General features: G+C 55.6%; 11 protein-coding genes and 1 other RNA gene. 2 read left to right on the top strand and 10 right to left on the bottom strand.

Features of this window, described 5'->3' with window-relative positions; genetic code table 11:
- Nucleotides 1-98: 98 nt before the first annotated feature.
- The 10 genes from pflB to KW829_RS11685 all read right to left on the bottom strand — a co-directional run bounded on the left by pflB (nucleotide 99) and on the right by KW829_RS11685 (nucleotide 12,318).
- On the bottom strand, nucleotides 99-2,393 hold the full coding sequence (pflB, locus tag KW829_RS11730) for a formate C-acetyltransferase (RefSeq protein ID WP_172701260.1): 2,295 nt from the start codon (nucleotides 2,391-2,393) through the stop codon (nucleotides 99-101).
- 15 nt (nucleotides 2,394-2,408) lie between these two features.
- The gene (gene tdcD, locus KW829_RS11725; RefSeq protein ID WP_218308477.1) at nucleotides 2,409-3,617 is read right to left on the bottom strand and encodes a propionate kinase; all 1,209 of its coding nucleotides are present in this window, start codon (nucleotides 3,615-3,617) and stop codon (nucleotides 2,409-2,411) included.
- Between the two features lie 30 nt (nucleotides 3,618-3,647).
- Nucleotides 3,648-4,979, bottom strand: a complete 1,332-nt coding sequence (gene tdcC, locus KW829_RS11720; protein WP_010435911.1) for a threonine/serine transporter TdcC — start codon at nucleotides 4,977-4,979, stop codon at nucleotides 3,648-3,650.
- Between the two features lie 9 nt (nucleotides 4,980-4,988).
- Nucleotides 4,989-5,978 (bottom strand): bifunctional threonine ammonia-lyase/L-serine ammonia-lyase TdcB, encoded by a 990-nt coding sequence (tdcB, locus tag KW829_RS11715; RefSeq protein ID WP_010435913.1) that lies wholly within the window; start codon nucleotides 5,976-5,978, stop codon nucleotides 4,989-4,991.
- Between the two features lie 92 nt (nucleotides 5,979-6,070).
- Nucleotides 6,071-6,991, bottom strand: coding sequence for a transcriptional regulator TdcA (tdcA, locus tag KW829_RS11710; protein WP_089599061.1), 921 nt, complete (start codon nucleotides 6,989-6,991; stop codon nucleotides 6,071-6,073).
- Between the two features lie 664 nt (nucleotides 6,992-7,655).
- An RNA gene (gene rnpB, locus KW829_RS11705) (RNase P RNA component class A) lies at nucleotides 7,656-8,032 on the bottom strand.
- Nucleotides 8,033-8,064: 32 nt separating this feature from the next.
- A complete protein-coding gene (gene garK / locus KW829_RS11700; RefSeq protein ID WP_218308269.1) occupies nucleotides 8,065-9,210 on the bottom strand; it encodes a glycerate 2-kinase in 1,146 nt (381 codons plus the stop codon).
- 76 nt (nucleotides 9,211-9,286) lie between these two features.
- Nucleotides 9,287-10,177: a 2-hydroxy-3-oxopropionate reductase gene (gene garR / locus KW829_RS11695; RefSeq protein ID WP_218308268.1), complete on the bottom strand. Its 891-nt coding sequence runs from the start codon at nucleotides 10,175-10,177 to the stop codon at nucleotides 9,287-9,289.
- Between the two features lie 20 nt (nucleotides 10,178-10,197).
- Nucleotides 10,198-10,968 carry a 2-dehydro-3-deoxyglucarate aldolase gene (gene garL, locus KW829_RS11690; RefSeq protein ID WP_010435924.1) on the bottom strand — a complete coding sequence of 257 codons (771 nt, stop codon included), beginning with the start codon at nucleotides 10,966-10,968 and terminating at the stop codon, nucleotides 10,198-10,200.
- Between the two features lie 15 nt (nucleotides 10,969-10,983).
- Complete coding sequence (locus KW829_RS11685) at nucleotides 10,984-12,318, bottom strand: MFS transporter (protein WP_010435927.1); 1,335 nt, start codon at nucleotides 12,316-12,318, stop codon at nucleotides 10,984-10,986.
- A gap of 411 nt (nucleotides 12,319-12,729) precedes the next feature.
- Here KW829_RS11685 and garD point away from each other — a divergent pair, with 411 nt between their 5' ends.
- Both garD and KW829_RS11675 read left to right on the top strand, forming a co-directional pair.
- Nucleotides 12,730-14,301, top strand: coding sequence for a galactarate dehydratase (garD, locus tag KW829_RS11680; RefSeq protein WP_089599845.1), 1,572 nt, complete (start codon nucleotides 12,730-12,732; stop codon nucleotides 14,299-14,301).
- A gap of 176 nt (nucleotides 14,302-14,477) precedes the next feature.
- A complete protein-coding gene (locus KW829_RS11675; protein WP_172701264.1) occupies nucleotides 14,478-15,332 on the top strand; it encodes a tagatose bisphosphate family class II aldolase in 855 nt (284 codons plus the stop codon).
- Nucleotides 15,333-15,343 lie beyond the last annotated feature (11 nt).

The raw sequence follows: 15,343 nt of genomic DNA, 5'->3' as shown, positions 1-15,343 counted from the left end.
GCGGATGAATATGTGTGAGTAATTATATAAACAATTTTGTATGTTTAGCGGGCAAAAAAATGCCCCCTGCGTTGAGGGGGCATGAGACCTGAATGTCGTCAGATTGATTGCGTAAATGTTCGCGAAATCACATCCTGCTGCTGCTCGCGCGTCAGGGCGTTAAACCGCACCGCATAGCCTGAGACGCGGATCGTCAGGTTCGGGTAATTCTCGGGATGCGCGATGGCATCGAGGAGCATCTCCCGGTTCATGACGTTGACGTTCAGATGCTGCCCCCCCTCAATGGACGCTTCGTGGTGGAAGTACCCGTCCAGCAGCCCCACCAGGTTGGTTTTGCGCACCAGCTCGTCCTTGCCCAGCGCCTGCGGCACGATGGAGAAGGTGTACGAGATCCCGTCTTTGGCATAGGTGAAAGGCAGCTTGGCAACCGACGTTAGCGAGGCCACCGCCCCTTTTCTGTCGCGGCCGTGCATCGGGTTCGCGCCAGGCGCAAACGGCGTGCCGCCGCGGCGTCCGTCCGGCGTGTTCCCGGTCTTCTGGCCGTACACCACGTTTGAGGTGATGGTCAGGATAGACTGGGTTGGCACCGCGTTGCGGTAGGTTGGCAGCGCCTGAATTTTTTTCATAAAGCGCTCCACCAGGTCGCAGGCGATGCTGTCCACGCGGTCGTCGTTGTTGCCGTACTGCGGATAGTCCCCTTCAATCACGAAATCGACCGCCAGACCGGTATGGTCGCGCACCGGTTTCACCGTGGCGTATTTAATGGCCGACAGGGAATCCGCCGCCACCGACAGCCCGGCAATGCCGCAGGCCATGGTGCGATAGACGTCCCGGTCGTGCAGCGCCATCAGCGAGGCTTCGTAGCTGTACTTATCATGCATGTAGTGAATGAGGTTCAGAGCGCTAATGTACTGCACCGCCAGCCAGTCCATAAAGTGATCGAGGCTCGCCATCACGGTGTCGTAATCCAGCACGTCGTCCAGCAGCGGCTCGGTTTTCGGACCGACCTGAATCTTCAGCTTCTCGTCCACCCCGCCGTTGATCGCGTACAGCAGCGTTTTGGCGAGGTTGGCGCGCGCGCCAAAGAACTGCATCTGCTTGCCGATCACCATCGGGCTGACGCAGCAGGCAATGGCGTAATCGTCGCTGTTGAAGTCCGCGCGCATCAGATCGTCGTTCTCATACTGCAATGACGAGGTGACGATCGACACCTGCGCGGCGTATTTCTTGAACGCGATCGGCAGCTGTTCAGACCAGAGGATCGTCAGGTTCGGCTCCGGTGCAGGCCCCATGGTGTGCAGCGTATGCAGATAGCGGAAGCTGTTTTTGGTCACCAGCGTGCGGCCGTCCAGCCCCATGCCGCCGATCACTTCCGTCGCCCAGATCGGATCGCCGGAGAAGAGCGTGTCGAACTCCGGCGTGCGCAGGAAGCGCACCATGCGGATCTTCATGATGAAGTGGTCGATCAGCTCCTGCGCCTGGACTTCATTCAGCCTTCCTGCCTGCATGTCGCGTTCAATGTAGATATCGAGGAACGAGGCCGTGCGCCCCAGCGACATCGCCCCGCCGTTCTGGGATTTCACCGCGGCAAGGTAGGCAAAATAGACCCACTGCACCGCTTCCTGGGCGTTTATCGCCGGACGTGAGATATCAAAGCCGTAGTTCGCCGCCATCTGCTGGATCTGCAGCAGCGCGCGTCTGTGCTCCGCCAGCTCCTCACGCAGGCGGATCGTCGCCTCGAGCTCTTCACCGCGCTCCAGTTTCCCCTGCAGATCCGCAAACTGCAGTTCACGCTCGCGCACCAGATAAGCGATCCCGTACAGCGCCACGCGGCGATAGTCGCCGATGATGCGCCCGCGCCCGTAGCCGTCCGGCAAACCGGTCAGTACGCCGGATTTACGACAGCGCATCATCTCCGGCGAGTAGACGTCAAACACGCCCTGGTTGTGGGTTTTGCGCAGGTCGGTAAACAGGTATTCGAACTGCGGATCCATCTCGCGACCATAGGCTTCGAACGAGCTGCGGATCATGTTGATCCCACCGTACGGGTGCAGCGCGCGCTTGAGCGGCTTATCAGTTTGCAGACCAACGATCGTCTCCAGATCCTGGTCGATGTAGCCCGGCCCGTGGGCCGTAATGGTGGTGGCAATGTTGGTGTCAAAATCCACCGGGGCGTGGGTGGCATTCTCCTGGCGAATGCCGACCATTACCTTCTGCCACAGCGCCGTCGTTGCTGGCGTCGCCTGCGCGAGGAAAGCTTCATCGCCTTCATAAGGGGTGTAGTTATGCTGAATAAAATCGCGGACGTTGACGGCGTTTTTCCATTCTTCACCGCGAAACCCGGCCCATGCGTCGCTGTAGGGTGCGACGCCCGTATCGATTGTAACTTTCATGTGATTCTCGCTTTATCAGGCGTAAGCCGCAGCCGGGGTAACCTTCCCAAGACGGAGGGCGTCCAGCGCGATCATTTTTTCTTCGTTGGTAGGGACAACCGCGCAGGCCACGCGGGACGACTCGGTGCTAATGACGCGCTCACCCGCGCTGCCCGGCAGGGCATTTTTGGCATCGTCGAGGATGATGCCAAACACCTTCAGGCGTTCCGCCACCAGCGCGCGGACAAGCTTCGAGTTTTCGCCAATGCCGCCGGTAAAGACCACCCCATCCAGGCGGTGCAGCGACGCCGCGTGACCCGCAATGTGCCGCGCAATGCGGTGAACGAAGGTATGGATAGCCAGCTGTGCCCGCTCATTGCCTTCGTGCCAGGCTTTCTCCAGCGCGCGCAGGTCTGAAGAGATGCCGGAGATCCCCAGCAGCCCGGACTCTTTATTGACCACGCGCTCCAGATCTTCAAACGACTGGCCGGTCTGCTGGGCAATCCACGCCATTGCGCCAAAATCCACGTCTCCGCAGCGCGTGCCCATCACCAGCCCTTCCAGCGGCGTCATCCCCATTGAGGTATCGACGCTTTCGCCGTTGCGCACCGCGCAGATGGACGCCCCGTTCCCGAGATGGGCAATCACCAGCCCGCTGTCATCGGGGGACAGCCCGAGAAGCGTATGCGCCTGCGCGGCCACGTAACGGTGAGAAGTGCCGTGGAAACCGTAGCGGCGCACGCCCAGCGCTTCAAAATAGCGGTACGGTAGACCGTACAGATACGCCTGCGGCGGCAGCGTCTGGTGGAAGCTGGTATCAAATACCGCCACCTGCTGCACGCCCGGGAACAGGCGCTCTGCGGCTTCCACGCCGCTCAGGTTGGCGTAGTTATGCAGCGGCGCCAGCGGGGAGACCTGGCGGATCTGCGCAATCACCTCTTCCGTGATCAGGGTCGACTCGCTGAAGAGGTCGCCGCCGTGCGCAATGCGGTGGCCAATTAAGGCCACGCTGCTCATCAGGTTACGCTTCTCCAGCTCCAGGGCGATGGCAGCCAGCGCCCCTTCGTAGTCCTGGTGAGCCAGTCGGACCGGCTCACCCCCGTTCACGGAAATAAAGGCCTTCTCGGTGTTGATCCCGTCCGCAATCCCCGTCATCAGGGCATCGCAGCTGCTGGCGTCGAGCACCGAAAACTTAACAGAGGACGATCCGCAGTTAATAACCAGTACTACCGGAAACTCAATCATCATGTGACTCCGCTCTTCCTGAGCAATGGGTTAGAACAGTTTGTAAACGATATTCAGAATGGTCAGCAGGCCAACCACAGTAACGAAGATGTTCTCGGTACGGCCTTTGTATTTCGCCAGCGCCGGTGCTTTGCGGATGGCGTACATCGGCAGCAGGCACAGCAGAGAGGCGATGATTGGCGCGCCCATGGCTTCAATAAGGTCCAGAATGTTCGGGTTGGCGTAGGCCACAACCCAGGTGGAGCCCATGATGAAGATCATACTGATGGTGTTCAGCTTGCCGACGGAAACTTTCTTCTTATCGCCCTTATAGCCGAACTTAAGGACCAGACCGTTCAGCCCTTCCAGCGTGCCGAGGTAGTGACCAAAGAAGGATTTGAAGATAGCGACCAGCGCAATGATGGACGCGCCGTATTCCAGCACGGTGGCGAAGGTAGATTTAGTGCCTGACAGCGACGCGAAGTGGTTCGCCAGATAAGAGAGCACCGGAATGTTCTGCGCTTTGGCGTCCGCCATGTTCTGCGGAGAGAGGGTGAACAGGCAGCTGAAGGCGAAGAACATCACCACGGCCACCATCAGCAGGCTGGCGCGGCCGATGATTTTGGAACATTTCTGCTCGGTGAACTCTTTCCCGAACTCAGGTTCGTACTCTTCGCGCTTGGAGACCACAAACGAGGAGACGATAGGCGAGAAGTTGAAGGAGAAGACCATGATGGAGATCCCCAGCCATACGGTGACCAGAATTCCGTCATGACCGGTGAAGGCGATATCGCTCAGGTTGACCTGGTCGATCACCGCCGAGTTCCAGTAAGGGATCAGCGACAGGGAAATCAGCACCAGACTGGCGATAAACGGGAACACCAGGAAGCTCATGACCTTCACCATCAGGTCTTTACCAAACCAGATAACAAAGGCCATCAGCAGCAGCAGGAACAGCGCCACAAAGCCACGGTTCAGCGCGGGCAGCTGGAGCTGGTTTTCCCAGAAGGTCATGAAGGTGTTGGTAATAGTGACACCGTAAATCCACAACAGCGGGCAAATCGCAAAGAAGTAGAGGAACGTGATCACCACCCCGCCGGTCTTACCGAAGTGCTCTTCTACCGTTTCGGTGATGTTGCCCGAGACGTTACTGCCTGACAGACACAGGCGCGCCAGCGCCCGGTGGCAGTAGAACGCTATCGGGAACGCGAGAACCAGCATCAGCAGAATAGGGATCAGGCCACCGAAGCCTGCGCGAATGGGGAAGAACAGCACGCCCGCGCCAATTGCGGTACCAAACAGGCCAAGCGTCCAGGTGGTATCAGACTTACGCCAGGAGGACGTTTTTGTCTGGCCAACGATAATGCTTTCTGTGTTGCTCATAGGTCACCTTTATGCGTCAACGAAGCCGGTAATTTGGGAAACACGGGAGAGATCGATATTGCCGCCGGAAATAATGCAGACGGTTTTACGCCCCTGAATATAATGGTCAAGTTTGCCGCTTAATAACGCCGCGCAGGCCAGCGCGCCGGCACCTTCTGTCACCACTTTATTTCGCTGAATAAGCGCGATCATGCTGTTGCGAATATCGTCCTCGCTGACCAGAACAATGTCGTCAACTAATTCACGAACAATTTCGAAGGTTAATTTACCGGGACGAGAAACATCGCAGCCGTCCGCTAATGTGCCGGTGACACGATGGTTGACGATTTCCCCGGCCTGATAAGACGCTGCCATACCGTGAACGTTCTCAGACTGCACACCGATAATATTAATGGTCGGGTTGATGGATTTAATCGCCGTGGCAATCCCGGCAATTAATCCGCCGCCGCCGATAGGCACAATGACGTTATCCACGTCGTATAAATCTTCAAGAATTTCCAGACCGATGGTTCCCTGCCCGGCGATCACTTTTGGGTCATCGTAAGGTGGAATAAAAATGCGCCCTTCCATCTCGACGATTTCGCTGACTTTGGCGATGGTGTCGTTAAAGTTCTCGCCGTGGAGCACCACTTCGGCGGAGTAGTCGCGCGTGGCGGCAACCTTGGATTTCGGCGCGCCCATCGGCATCACCACTTTGCCGTCGATACCGAGCATGGCGCAGGAGAGCGACACGCCCTGCGCATGGTTTCCCGCCGAACAGGCGACCACGCCTTTGCGTTTTTCAGCATCGGTCAGCGAGCTTAACTTATTAAACGCGCCGCGAATTTTGAATGAACCGGTACGCTGCATGTTTTCAAACTTCAGGAATATCTCACCCTTACAACGTTCGCTGAGATAATTCGAGCGCGGCATACCGGTTTTATAGATTTTTCCTGCCAGTCGTTTTCTGGCATCCTGAATATCTTCAATCGTTACCGGGAGATCGTAGGTAATGTGCATAATATCCTCGTTATAATAATTCATTGTTTTCAGGCAAAGTCAGGGTATCAGAGCGTTAAGCTCCGGGTGTTTTAAAAATGAATGCTGCTAATTTATCGTCGTCTTTCGATATTCATCGACGAATATTGTTTTGCCAATTCAACTAATACTGACGCTGATTTTTTAATACTGTAATTTTTAGACCACACCGCGGCGTAACGCGCCACGGGTAATTCATCTTCCACCGGCAAGACAATAAACTGGTCAGAACCGAACGGCGCAATCATATCGCGGGGAATCACCGTAAGATAATCGGCATTGAGGACAAGGTTATAAATGGTAACGACGGAATCGGTCTGGACGATGTTTTCAATGCTGATGTGGTTGTCTTGCAGGGTGGTCAGAAGTTCTTTGTAGTAGCCCATATCGGTTTGCGGCATCACCCACTGCTCGTGCGTGAGCGATGCCAGTGTCGTCGGGCCGGTGCACGTTCGTGATTTGCTGGCGACCAGCACAAACTCGGACTCAAACAGCGGCTCGACATGCAGGTCCTGCAGCAGCATTTCATCGCTTAACGTACCGATGGCAAAATCCAGTCGGCCATCGCGGATAGCGGGCAGGAACGAAGAGAGCTGTGCTTCGTACATCGAGACGCGCGCTTTCGGGAACACTTCCTTGAATTTTTTGATCATCTCAGACAGGAAGGTGAAGCCTATCAGCGACGGATAGCCAAAGGAGACGTCCATAACGGTGCTAAAACTGAGGCTGTTGATCTCGCTCACCATGTTTTTCATTTCGCGGGTGATCGACTCTGAATACGAGAGCAGAACCTGGCCTGCTGCGGTCAACTTAACGCCCGTGTTTTTACGAATCATCACTTCAACACCGAAGTAGGACTCGATATCGCTGATGATTTTGCTGACGGCCGGTTGCGTCAGGCCCAGTTGTCTTGCCGCAGAACCTATGGAGCCACTTTTAATGACTTCCTGAAATACCACGAGGTGCTGTGTTTTCGGTAGAATAATAGTGTTCATAATATTCTGCGCTTATTTCCCTATGACGGAGCGAATTCTACCTAATAGTGTTTCAGGGGGTATGTGCTGTTACTCACAATTTGACTTTTCGCATCATTATCAACCTCGAAAAAACACCACTAAAACACATATATATCAATGAGTTAATAATATAAAAAAACACCAATACGCTGATATTGATCAACAAAAATGGCGGTAATAACTTTATTTTATGGTGATAACCACGGTGGATTTTTTGTATTTTAAAATATCAATAAAGACTATCTTTCAGACAATTAACGGCTAATAAACAACCATTTTCTATTTAAAACATTTTTGTGTTTTATCAAATAGAACAATAATGATGTTGCCCGCGCATACAAAAGGGTCGAATACATCACACATTCACACTGAGAATGTTTTTGAATTCAATATTCACATATCAAATGTGAAAACTATGAACACCATTACCGCAACATCAGCAACAAATTAACAACACTGAGAAAGCGTTCTTTTTTAGCGGGAAATTTTGTGATTGGGATCGTATAGGGTAAATGAACGAATTCATTAACCTCATAAACAGTGAAATGTGCTTAGCGTCGCATTTTTGATAATTGATATCATTTGCCCACATGGCCGGATGACCTGAAAGCAAAAACCCCGCCAAAGCGGGGGTTCTTTAAGAAGTTGAAGCTGACCGATAAGCCGGGTTCTGTCGTGGACAGTCATTCATCTAGGCCAGCAATCGCTCACTGGCTCAAGCAGCCTACCCGGGTTCAGTACGGGCCGTACCATGTGAACCCCTATTTGGCCTTGCTCCGGGTGGAGTTTACCGTGCCACGGACTGTTACCAGCCGCGCGGTGCGCTCTTACCGCACCCTTTCACCCTTACCTGATCCCGCTTGCGCGGGCCATCGGCGGTTTGCTCTCTGTTGCACTGGTCGTGGGTTTCCCCCCCAGGCGTTACCTGGCACCCTGCCCTATGGAGCCCGGACTTTCCTCCCCTCCGCCCGTCTCCCCCGAAAGGGACGACGACGAAGCGGCGACTGTCTGGTCAGCTTCGGCGCGCAGTATAGAGGGTTTGCGCGCCGCTGTCACCCTTGGGTGTGCATCCCCACCTGCAAAGTCGCGGCGATATTGCGTGAGGCGCGGTAAATGTTGTCATAGGCGCCACGAAACGCCTCTTCCAGTGAACCAATGCTGGTCAGCACGCTGAACACGGCGTCGATGCCGTACTGGTGCACTACGCCCACATCCGGGGTCAGGCTACCGGCAATGCCAATCACCGGCTTATGGTATTTTTTGGCGACGTTCGCCACACCGACGGGCACTTTGCCGTGAATGCTCTGGCTGTCGATACGCCCTTCCCCCGTCAGCACCCATGTGCAGTCGTGGATATGCTCTTCAAGGTTGAGCGCCTGGGTGACAATCTCAATCCCGCTCTTTAGTTCCGCACCGAGAAAGGCCATCAGCGCTGCACCCATACCGCCCGCAGCACCGGCTCCCGGTACGTGCTTTACGTCGATACGCAGGGATTTTTTAATCACGTCGGCAAAGTGGCTGAGATTGGCGTCCAGCTCGAGGATCATCCCCTCGGTCGCCCCTTTTTGTGGGCCAAAGACGCGCGACGCGCCTTTCTCTCCCACCAGCGGGTTGGTGACGTCGCAGGCGACGCGGATCGCGCAATGCTGAAGACGCGCATCAAGGCCCAAAAGATCAATACTGTTAAGCGCCATCAGGCTGCCGCCGCCGTAGCCGATCTCCGTGCCGTTGGCATCGCTGAGCTTCGCCCCGAGCGCCTGCATCATTCCCGCGCCACCGTCGTTGGTCGCGCTGCCGCCGATGCCGATAATAATATTGCGCGCGCCTTTATCCAGCGCGCAGAGGATAAGCTCCCCGGTGCCGCGTGAAGTGGTAACCAGCGGGTTACGCTGTGCCGGAGGGACCAATGCCAGACCGCTGGCTGCCGCCATCTCGATAAACGCCGTACTGCCGTCGCCGGACATTCCCCAGCAGGCATTCACCTTCTCCCCCAGCGGTCCCGTCACCACGGCATGATGTTCGCTACCACGGGTGGCGGCGATCATCGCTTCAACCGTGCCTTCCCCGCCGTCGGCGACGGGAACAGAAACATAAAGTGCGTCGGGGAAGATTTCCCGAAATCCTTTTTCTATCGCCTGAGCTACCTCGGTGGCAGAAAGGCTTTCTTTATAAGAGTCTGGCGCGATTACGATTTTCATAGTTGTAGCCTGTTACAGCACGGATCCGGCCTGGACCGTAGGCCCGGTAAGCAAAGCGCCACCGGGCAGGACGTCATTAGCGAGCAACTTCCACTTTCGCCAGTTTCTCGTAGTAGCACGCGATGGCGCTATGGTCGGCGGTGCCCAGACCGTCCGCGCGCAGCGCCTGCATCATCTCCATGACCGCAGCGGTCAGCGGCAGCTGTGCGCCCACGCCGTGAGAGGTATCCAGCGCGTTAGCCAGATCTTTAATGTGCAAGTCAATGCGGAAACCCGGCTTGAAGTTACGATCCATCACCATCGGCGCTTTCGCATCCAGCACGGTGCTGCCCGCCAGGCCGCCGCGGATCGCCTGATAGACCAAATCCGGGTTGACGCCCGCCTTGGTGGCCAGCGTCAACGCTTCTGACATCGCCGCGATATTCAGCGCCACAATCACCTGGTTTGCCAGCTTGGTGACGTTACCCGCGCCGATTTCACCGGTGTGCACCACGGAACCGGCCATGGCTTTCATCAGGTCGTAATATTTGTCGAAAACTGCCTTGTCGCCGCCCACCATCACCGACAGCGTGCCGTCGATGGCTTTTGGCTCGCCGCCGCTGACCGGTGCGTCCAGCATGTCCACGCCTTTCACCTTCAGCGCCTCGCTGATTTCACGGCTGGCCAGCGGGGCAATAGAGCTCATGTCGATAACCACCAGGCCCGGCTTCGCGCCGTCGATAATGCCGTTCTCGCCCAGAGCGACCTCTTTCACATGCGGGGAGTTTGGCAGCATGGTGATGATCACATCGCACTGCTCGGCAACCGCTTTGGCCGTGGTTGCCGCTTCTGCCCCGGCTGAAATCACTTCCGCCACGGCGTCTGCATTACGGTCTAACACCACCAGTGAGTAACCCGCTTTGATGAGGTTCTTACTCATTGGTTTACCCATGATACCTAAGCCAATAAAGCCCACTTTCAGCGTCATAATCTTTTCCTCAGTGATGGTTATTTTTTAAAAGCGTCTGCTAATTTCTGCGTGGCGGAGCGGAACACGCCGAGATCGCTACCCACGGCAACGAACGTCGCCCCCCACTCCAGATAGCGGCGGGCATCGGCTTCAACCGGGGCCAGAATGCCGCAGGGTTTGCCGTGCGCTTTGGCGCGAGCAAAGATGTGCTGAATGGCGCGCTGCACGTCAGGATGACCCGCATTGCCCAGATGCCCGAACGCAGCGGCCAGGTCGCTTGGACCGACAAAGATGCCGTCCACGCCGTCGGTTGCGGCGATGGCATCGACGTTATCCACGCCCTGCTGGCTCTCGATCTGCACCAGGATGGTGATGTTCTTGTTGGACTGGGCGAAGTAGTCCGGCACGGTGCCAAACATGTTGGCGCGGTGCGATACGGACACGCCGCGAATGCCCTCCGGCGGGTAGCGGGTAGAGGCCACGGCCAGCACCGCCTCTTCTTCCGTTTCCACGAACGGGATCAGGAAGTTGTAGAAACCGATATCCAGCAGGCGCTTGATGATGACCGGCTCGTTCGTCGGTACGCGTACCACCGGCGCGCTCGGGCTGCCCTTCAGCGCCATCAGCTGCGGAATAAAGGTGCTGATGTCATTTGGCGCATGTTCGCCGTCCAGCACCAGCCAGTCGAAACCGGCCAGTCCAAGCACTTCAGTGCTGATCGGGCTTGCCAGCGCGGACCAGCAGCCAATCTGGATCTGATGCGCCGCGAGGGCCGCTTTAAACTTGTTCGGGAAGATATCGTTACTCATCGCTTATACCTTTGCTTATTTCTGCAATTCCATACGTTTGATGTCGCCTACCACGAACAGGTAGCAGAACATCGCCATCAACGCTGAACAGCCAACAAATACCAGTGCCGCGTTGAACGAATGCAGCTCACTGACCAGATAACCAATGACCAGTGGAGTCGCGATGGACGCCACGTTGCCAAAGACGTTAAATACTCCGCCGCACAGGCCAACAATCTCTTTTGGCGCGGTGTCGGAAATCACCGGCCAGCCCAGCGCGCCGAAGCCTTTTCCGAAGAACGCCAGCGCCATCAGGGCTACCACCAGCGTGGTGTTGTTGGTGTAGTTGCACAGAATGATGGACGACGCCAGCAGCATGCCGAGCACAATCGGCAGCTTGCGCGCCAGGGTTATCGACTTGCCTTGCTTAATCAGATAATCCGAGAACACGCCGCCCAGCACGCCGCCAGCAAAACCGCACAGCGCCGGAATGGAGGCCACCAGACCCACTTTCAGAATCGACATCCCTTTTTCCTGCACCAGATAAATCGGGAACCAGGTAAGGAAGAACCAGGTGATGGTGTTGATAAAGTATTGACCAAAAAAGACGCCCAGCATCATGCGGTTGGTCAACAACTGTTTGATGTAATGGAGTTTAGGACCGCCTGCGACCTGCGCTCCGGGCTTTTTATGGTCCATATCCACCACCGCGCCGCCTTCGGAGATGAACTTCAGCTCCTGCTCTGACATGCGCGGGTGATCGGTCGGGTTATGGATATACTTCACCCATACGCCGGTCAGCACAAAGCCAATCACGCCCATCACGGTAAAGACGTGTTCCCAGCCCCAGGCGAAGGTCAGCCAGCCCAGCAGCGGAGAGAAGATGGCCAGCGAGAAATACTGCGCGGCGTTAAACAACGCAGACGCGGTGCCGCGCTCTTTGGTCGGGAACCAGGCCGCCACGATACGGGCGTTTGCCGGAAAAGACGGCGCTTCCGAGAAGCCGAGCATAAAGCGCATGATGAACATCGACACGCCCGCCCAGGCCAGCGGGAAGACATCCACAAAGCCCTGCAGGAAGGTGAACAGCGACCAGAAGAACAGGCTGTAGGTATAGACCTTTTTGGAACCGAACTTATCCAACAGCCAGCCGCCGGGAATTTGCATCAGCAGGTAGGCCCAGCCGAACGCAGAGAAGATATACCCCATCGAGACGGCACTGAGCTGCAGTTCTTTTGCCACTTCCGTACCGGCAATCGACAGCGTCGCACGGTCAGCGTAGTTAATGGCCGTGACGATAAAAATAATCAGTAATATTAAATAGCGAGTGGGCACACCCTTTTTCGATTCTACAACGGTATCCAGAATCATATTTATTTCCTCAGGCACAGCGAAATTTATATTTATAATTTTAGAAAACATATTTCCTGATTATTTATCGATAGCAGGCAATATCAGGTAATTAACCAGACGCAATATCAATGTGATTCAGTATAATCACCACTTTATGGCATCGCACTGGATTAACGCTCAATTATCACACCTGAAATGAATAAGTTTTTGAGCATATGCACAAAGCACTGGGCGCTGCTGCACAGAATCACGTATTCACAGCCACAGTGCGCTATCTCTCGCTTTAGGGGGTGACCTGGATCACATTCTTATATCTCAAGTCCTGACATTCTTTATTTAAGTAAGCAGCGTCTTTATTTCGAAAATAAGTAAATTACTATCTGTGTGGCTGCATTAATGATCAGACACTTTGCTGGAGAATAGTGAACAATGGCCGACATTGAAATTCGACAGGCATCGCCGACGGCGTTTTATATAAAAGTACATGACACCGATAACGTGGCGATTATTGTTAACGACAACGGCTTAAAAGCGGGAACCCGTTTCCCGGACGGGCTGGAACTGATTGAGCATATTCCGCAGGGGCATAAGGTGGCGCTGGTGGATATCCCGGCGCACGGTGAAATCGTGCGCTACGGTGAAATTATTGGCTATGCCGTTCGCGCTATCCCGCAGGGGAGCTGGATTGAAGAGTCGCTGGTTGAACTGCCAAAAGCGCCGCCGCTGAATACCCTGCCGCTGGCGACGCGCGTGCCTGAACCGCTTCCGCCGCTGGAGGGCTATACCTTCGAAGGCTACCGCAACGCGGACGGCAGCGTCGGCACCAAGAATCTGCTCGGCATTACTACCAGCGTGCACTGCGTGGCGGGCGTGGTGGATTACGTGGTCAAAATCATCGAGCGCGACCTGCTGCCGAAATACCCGAACGTGGATGGCGTAGTAGGCCTGAACCACCTCTACGGCTGCGGCGTGGCGATCAACGCGCCCGCTGCCGTGGTGCCGATCCGTACCATTCACAATATTGCCCTCAACCCGAACTTTGGCGGCGAGGTGATGGTCATCGGCCTGGGATGTGAAAAACTTCAGCCTGAGCGCCTGCTGCAGGGCACCGAGGATGTGAAAGCGATTCCGGTCGACGAGGCCAGCATCGTGCGCCTGCAGGACGAGCATCACGTCGGCTTCCGATCGATGGTCGACGATATTTTGCAGGTGGCTGAACGCCATCTGGACAAGCTCAACAAGCGCCAGCGCGAAACCTGCCCGGCCTCTGAGCTGGTGGTGGGCACCCAGTGCGGCGGCAGCGATGCGTTTTCCGGCGTGACCGCCAACCCGGCGGTGGGCTATGCGTCCGATCTGTTCGTGCGCTGCGGCGCCACGGTGATGTTCTCCGAAGTGACCGAAGTGCGTGACGCCATCCATCTGTTGACGCCGCGCGCCGTCAACGAAGAGGTGGGCAAGCGCCTGCTGGAAGAGATGGCCTGGTACGATAACTATCTTGATATGGGGCAAACCGACCGCAGCGCTAACCCGTCGCCGGGCAACAAAAAAGGCGGCCTGGCCAACGTGGTGGAAAAAGCCCTTGGCTCGATTGCTAAATCCGGCCAGAGCGCAATTGTCGAAGTGCTCTCTCCGGGCCAGCGCCCGACCAAACGCGGCCTGATTTATGCGGCAACGCCTGCCAGCGATTTCGTCTGCGGTACGCAGCAGGTGGCGTCCGGCATTACGGTTCAGGTCTTTACCACCGGGCGCGGCACGCCGTACGGCCTGATGGCGGTGCCGGTGATTAAAATGGCGACCCGCACCGAGTTGGCAAACCGCTGGTATGACTTAATGGATATCAACGCGGGCACCATCGCCACCGGGGAAGAGAGCATTGAGGACGTGGGCTGGAAGTTGTTCCACTTCATTCTGGATGTCGCCAGCGGCCGGAAGAAAACGTTCTCTGATCAATGGGGATTACATAATCAGCTGGCGGTGTTTAATCCTGCACCGGTGACGTGAGTTTGCTGTAAACCTCGCTTAGCATGGCTTCGGCCATGCTTTTTTTTGCTTTCATTCCTTTCGCATTCTTGCCTTTCATTTCGATTCTTTCATTTTTAAGATACCAATCACAAAATAACATTCCGAAACCCTATATTGTCTTTCACATAAACAAAACGAAAGGTTTCGGAGGAAAGATGTTCATCATCTCGTCGAAAGCGATGCTGCTGAAAGCACAGCGCGAAGGTTACGCCGTACCGGCATTCAATATTCATAATCTCGAAACGCTGCAGGTGGTCGTTGAAACGGCCTCTGAGATGCGCTCTCCGCTGATCGTGGCGGGTACGCCCGGCACATTCAGCTATGCCGGAACCGGTAACGTGGTCGCCATCGCCAGCGATCTGGCCAAAACGTACAACCAGCCACTGGCGATCCACCTCGATCATCACGAAGATTTCGACGATATCGCGCAGAAAGTCCAGAGCGGGATCCGCTCGGCGATGATTGACGGATCGCATCATCCATTCGCTGAAAATGTCGCGCTGGTGAAGAAAGTGACAGACTACTGCCACCGTTACGATGTGAGCGTGGAGGCTGAACTTGGCCGTCTTGGCGGGCAGGAAGATGACCTTGTGGTCGACAGCAAAGATGCGCTTTACACCAATCCGCTACAGGCACGCGAGTTTGTTGAATTAACGGGTATCGACTCATTGGCCGTCGCCATCGGTACCGCGCACGGCCTCTACACTGCCACGCCGAAACTTGATTTTGAACGTCTGGCAGAGATCCGCAATCAGGTCGATATCCCGCTGGTGCTGCACGGCGCTTCCGGTTTATCTGCGGCCGATATCCTTCAGGCCATTCGCCTCGGTATCTGCAAGGTCAACGTTGCCACAGAACTCAAAATCGCCTTCTCGAATGCCCTGAAAACCTATCTCGCTTCACATCCCGAAACCAGTGACCCGCGACATTACATGGTGCCCGCCAAACGCGCCATGAAAGAGGTGGTGCGCAAAGTTATTAACGATTGTGGTTGTGAAGGAAAGCTCTAAATACGAAAGCC

The organism is Enterobacter sp. ENT02, assembly GCF_019219165.1.
Classification (GTDB): domain Bacteria; phylum Pseudomonadota; class Gammaproteobacteria; order Enterobacterales; family Enterobacteriaceae; genus Enterobacter; species Enterobacter mori.
This window is presented reverse-complemented; position numbering and strand designations above follow the sequence as displayed.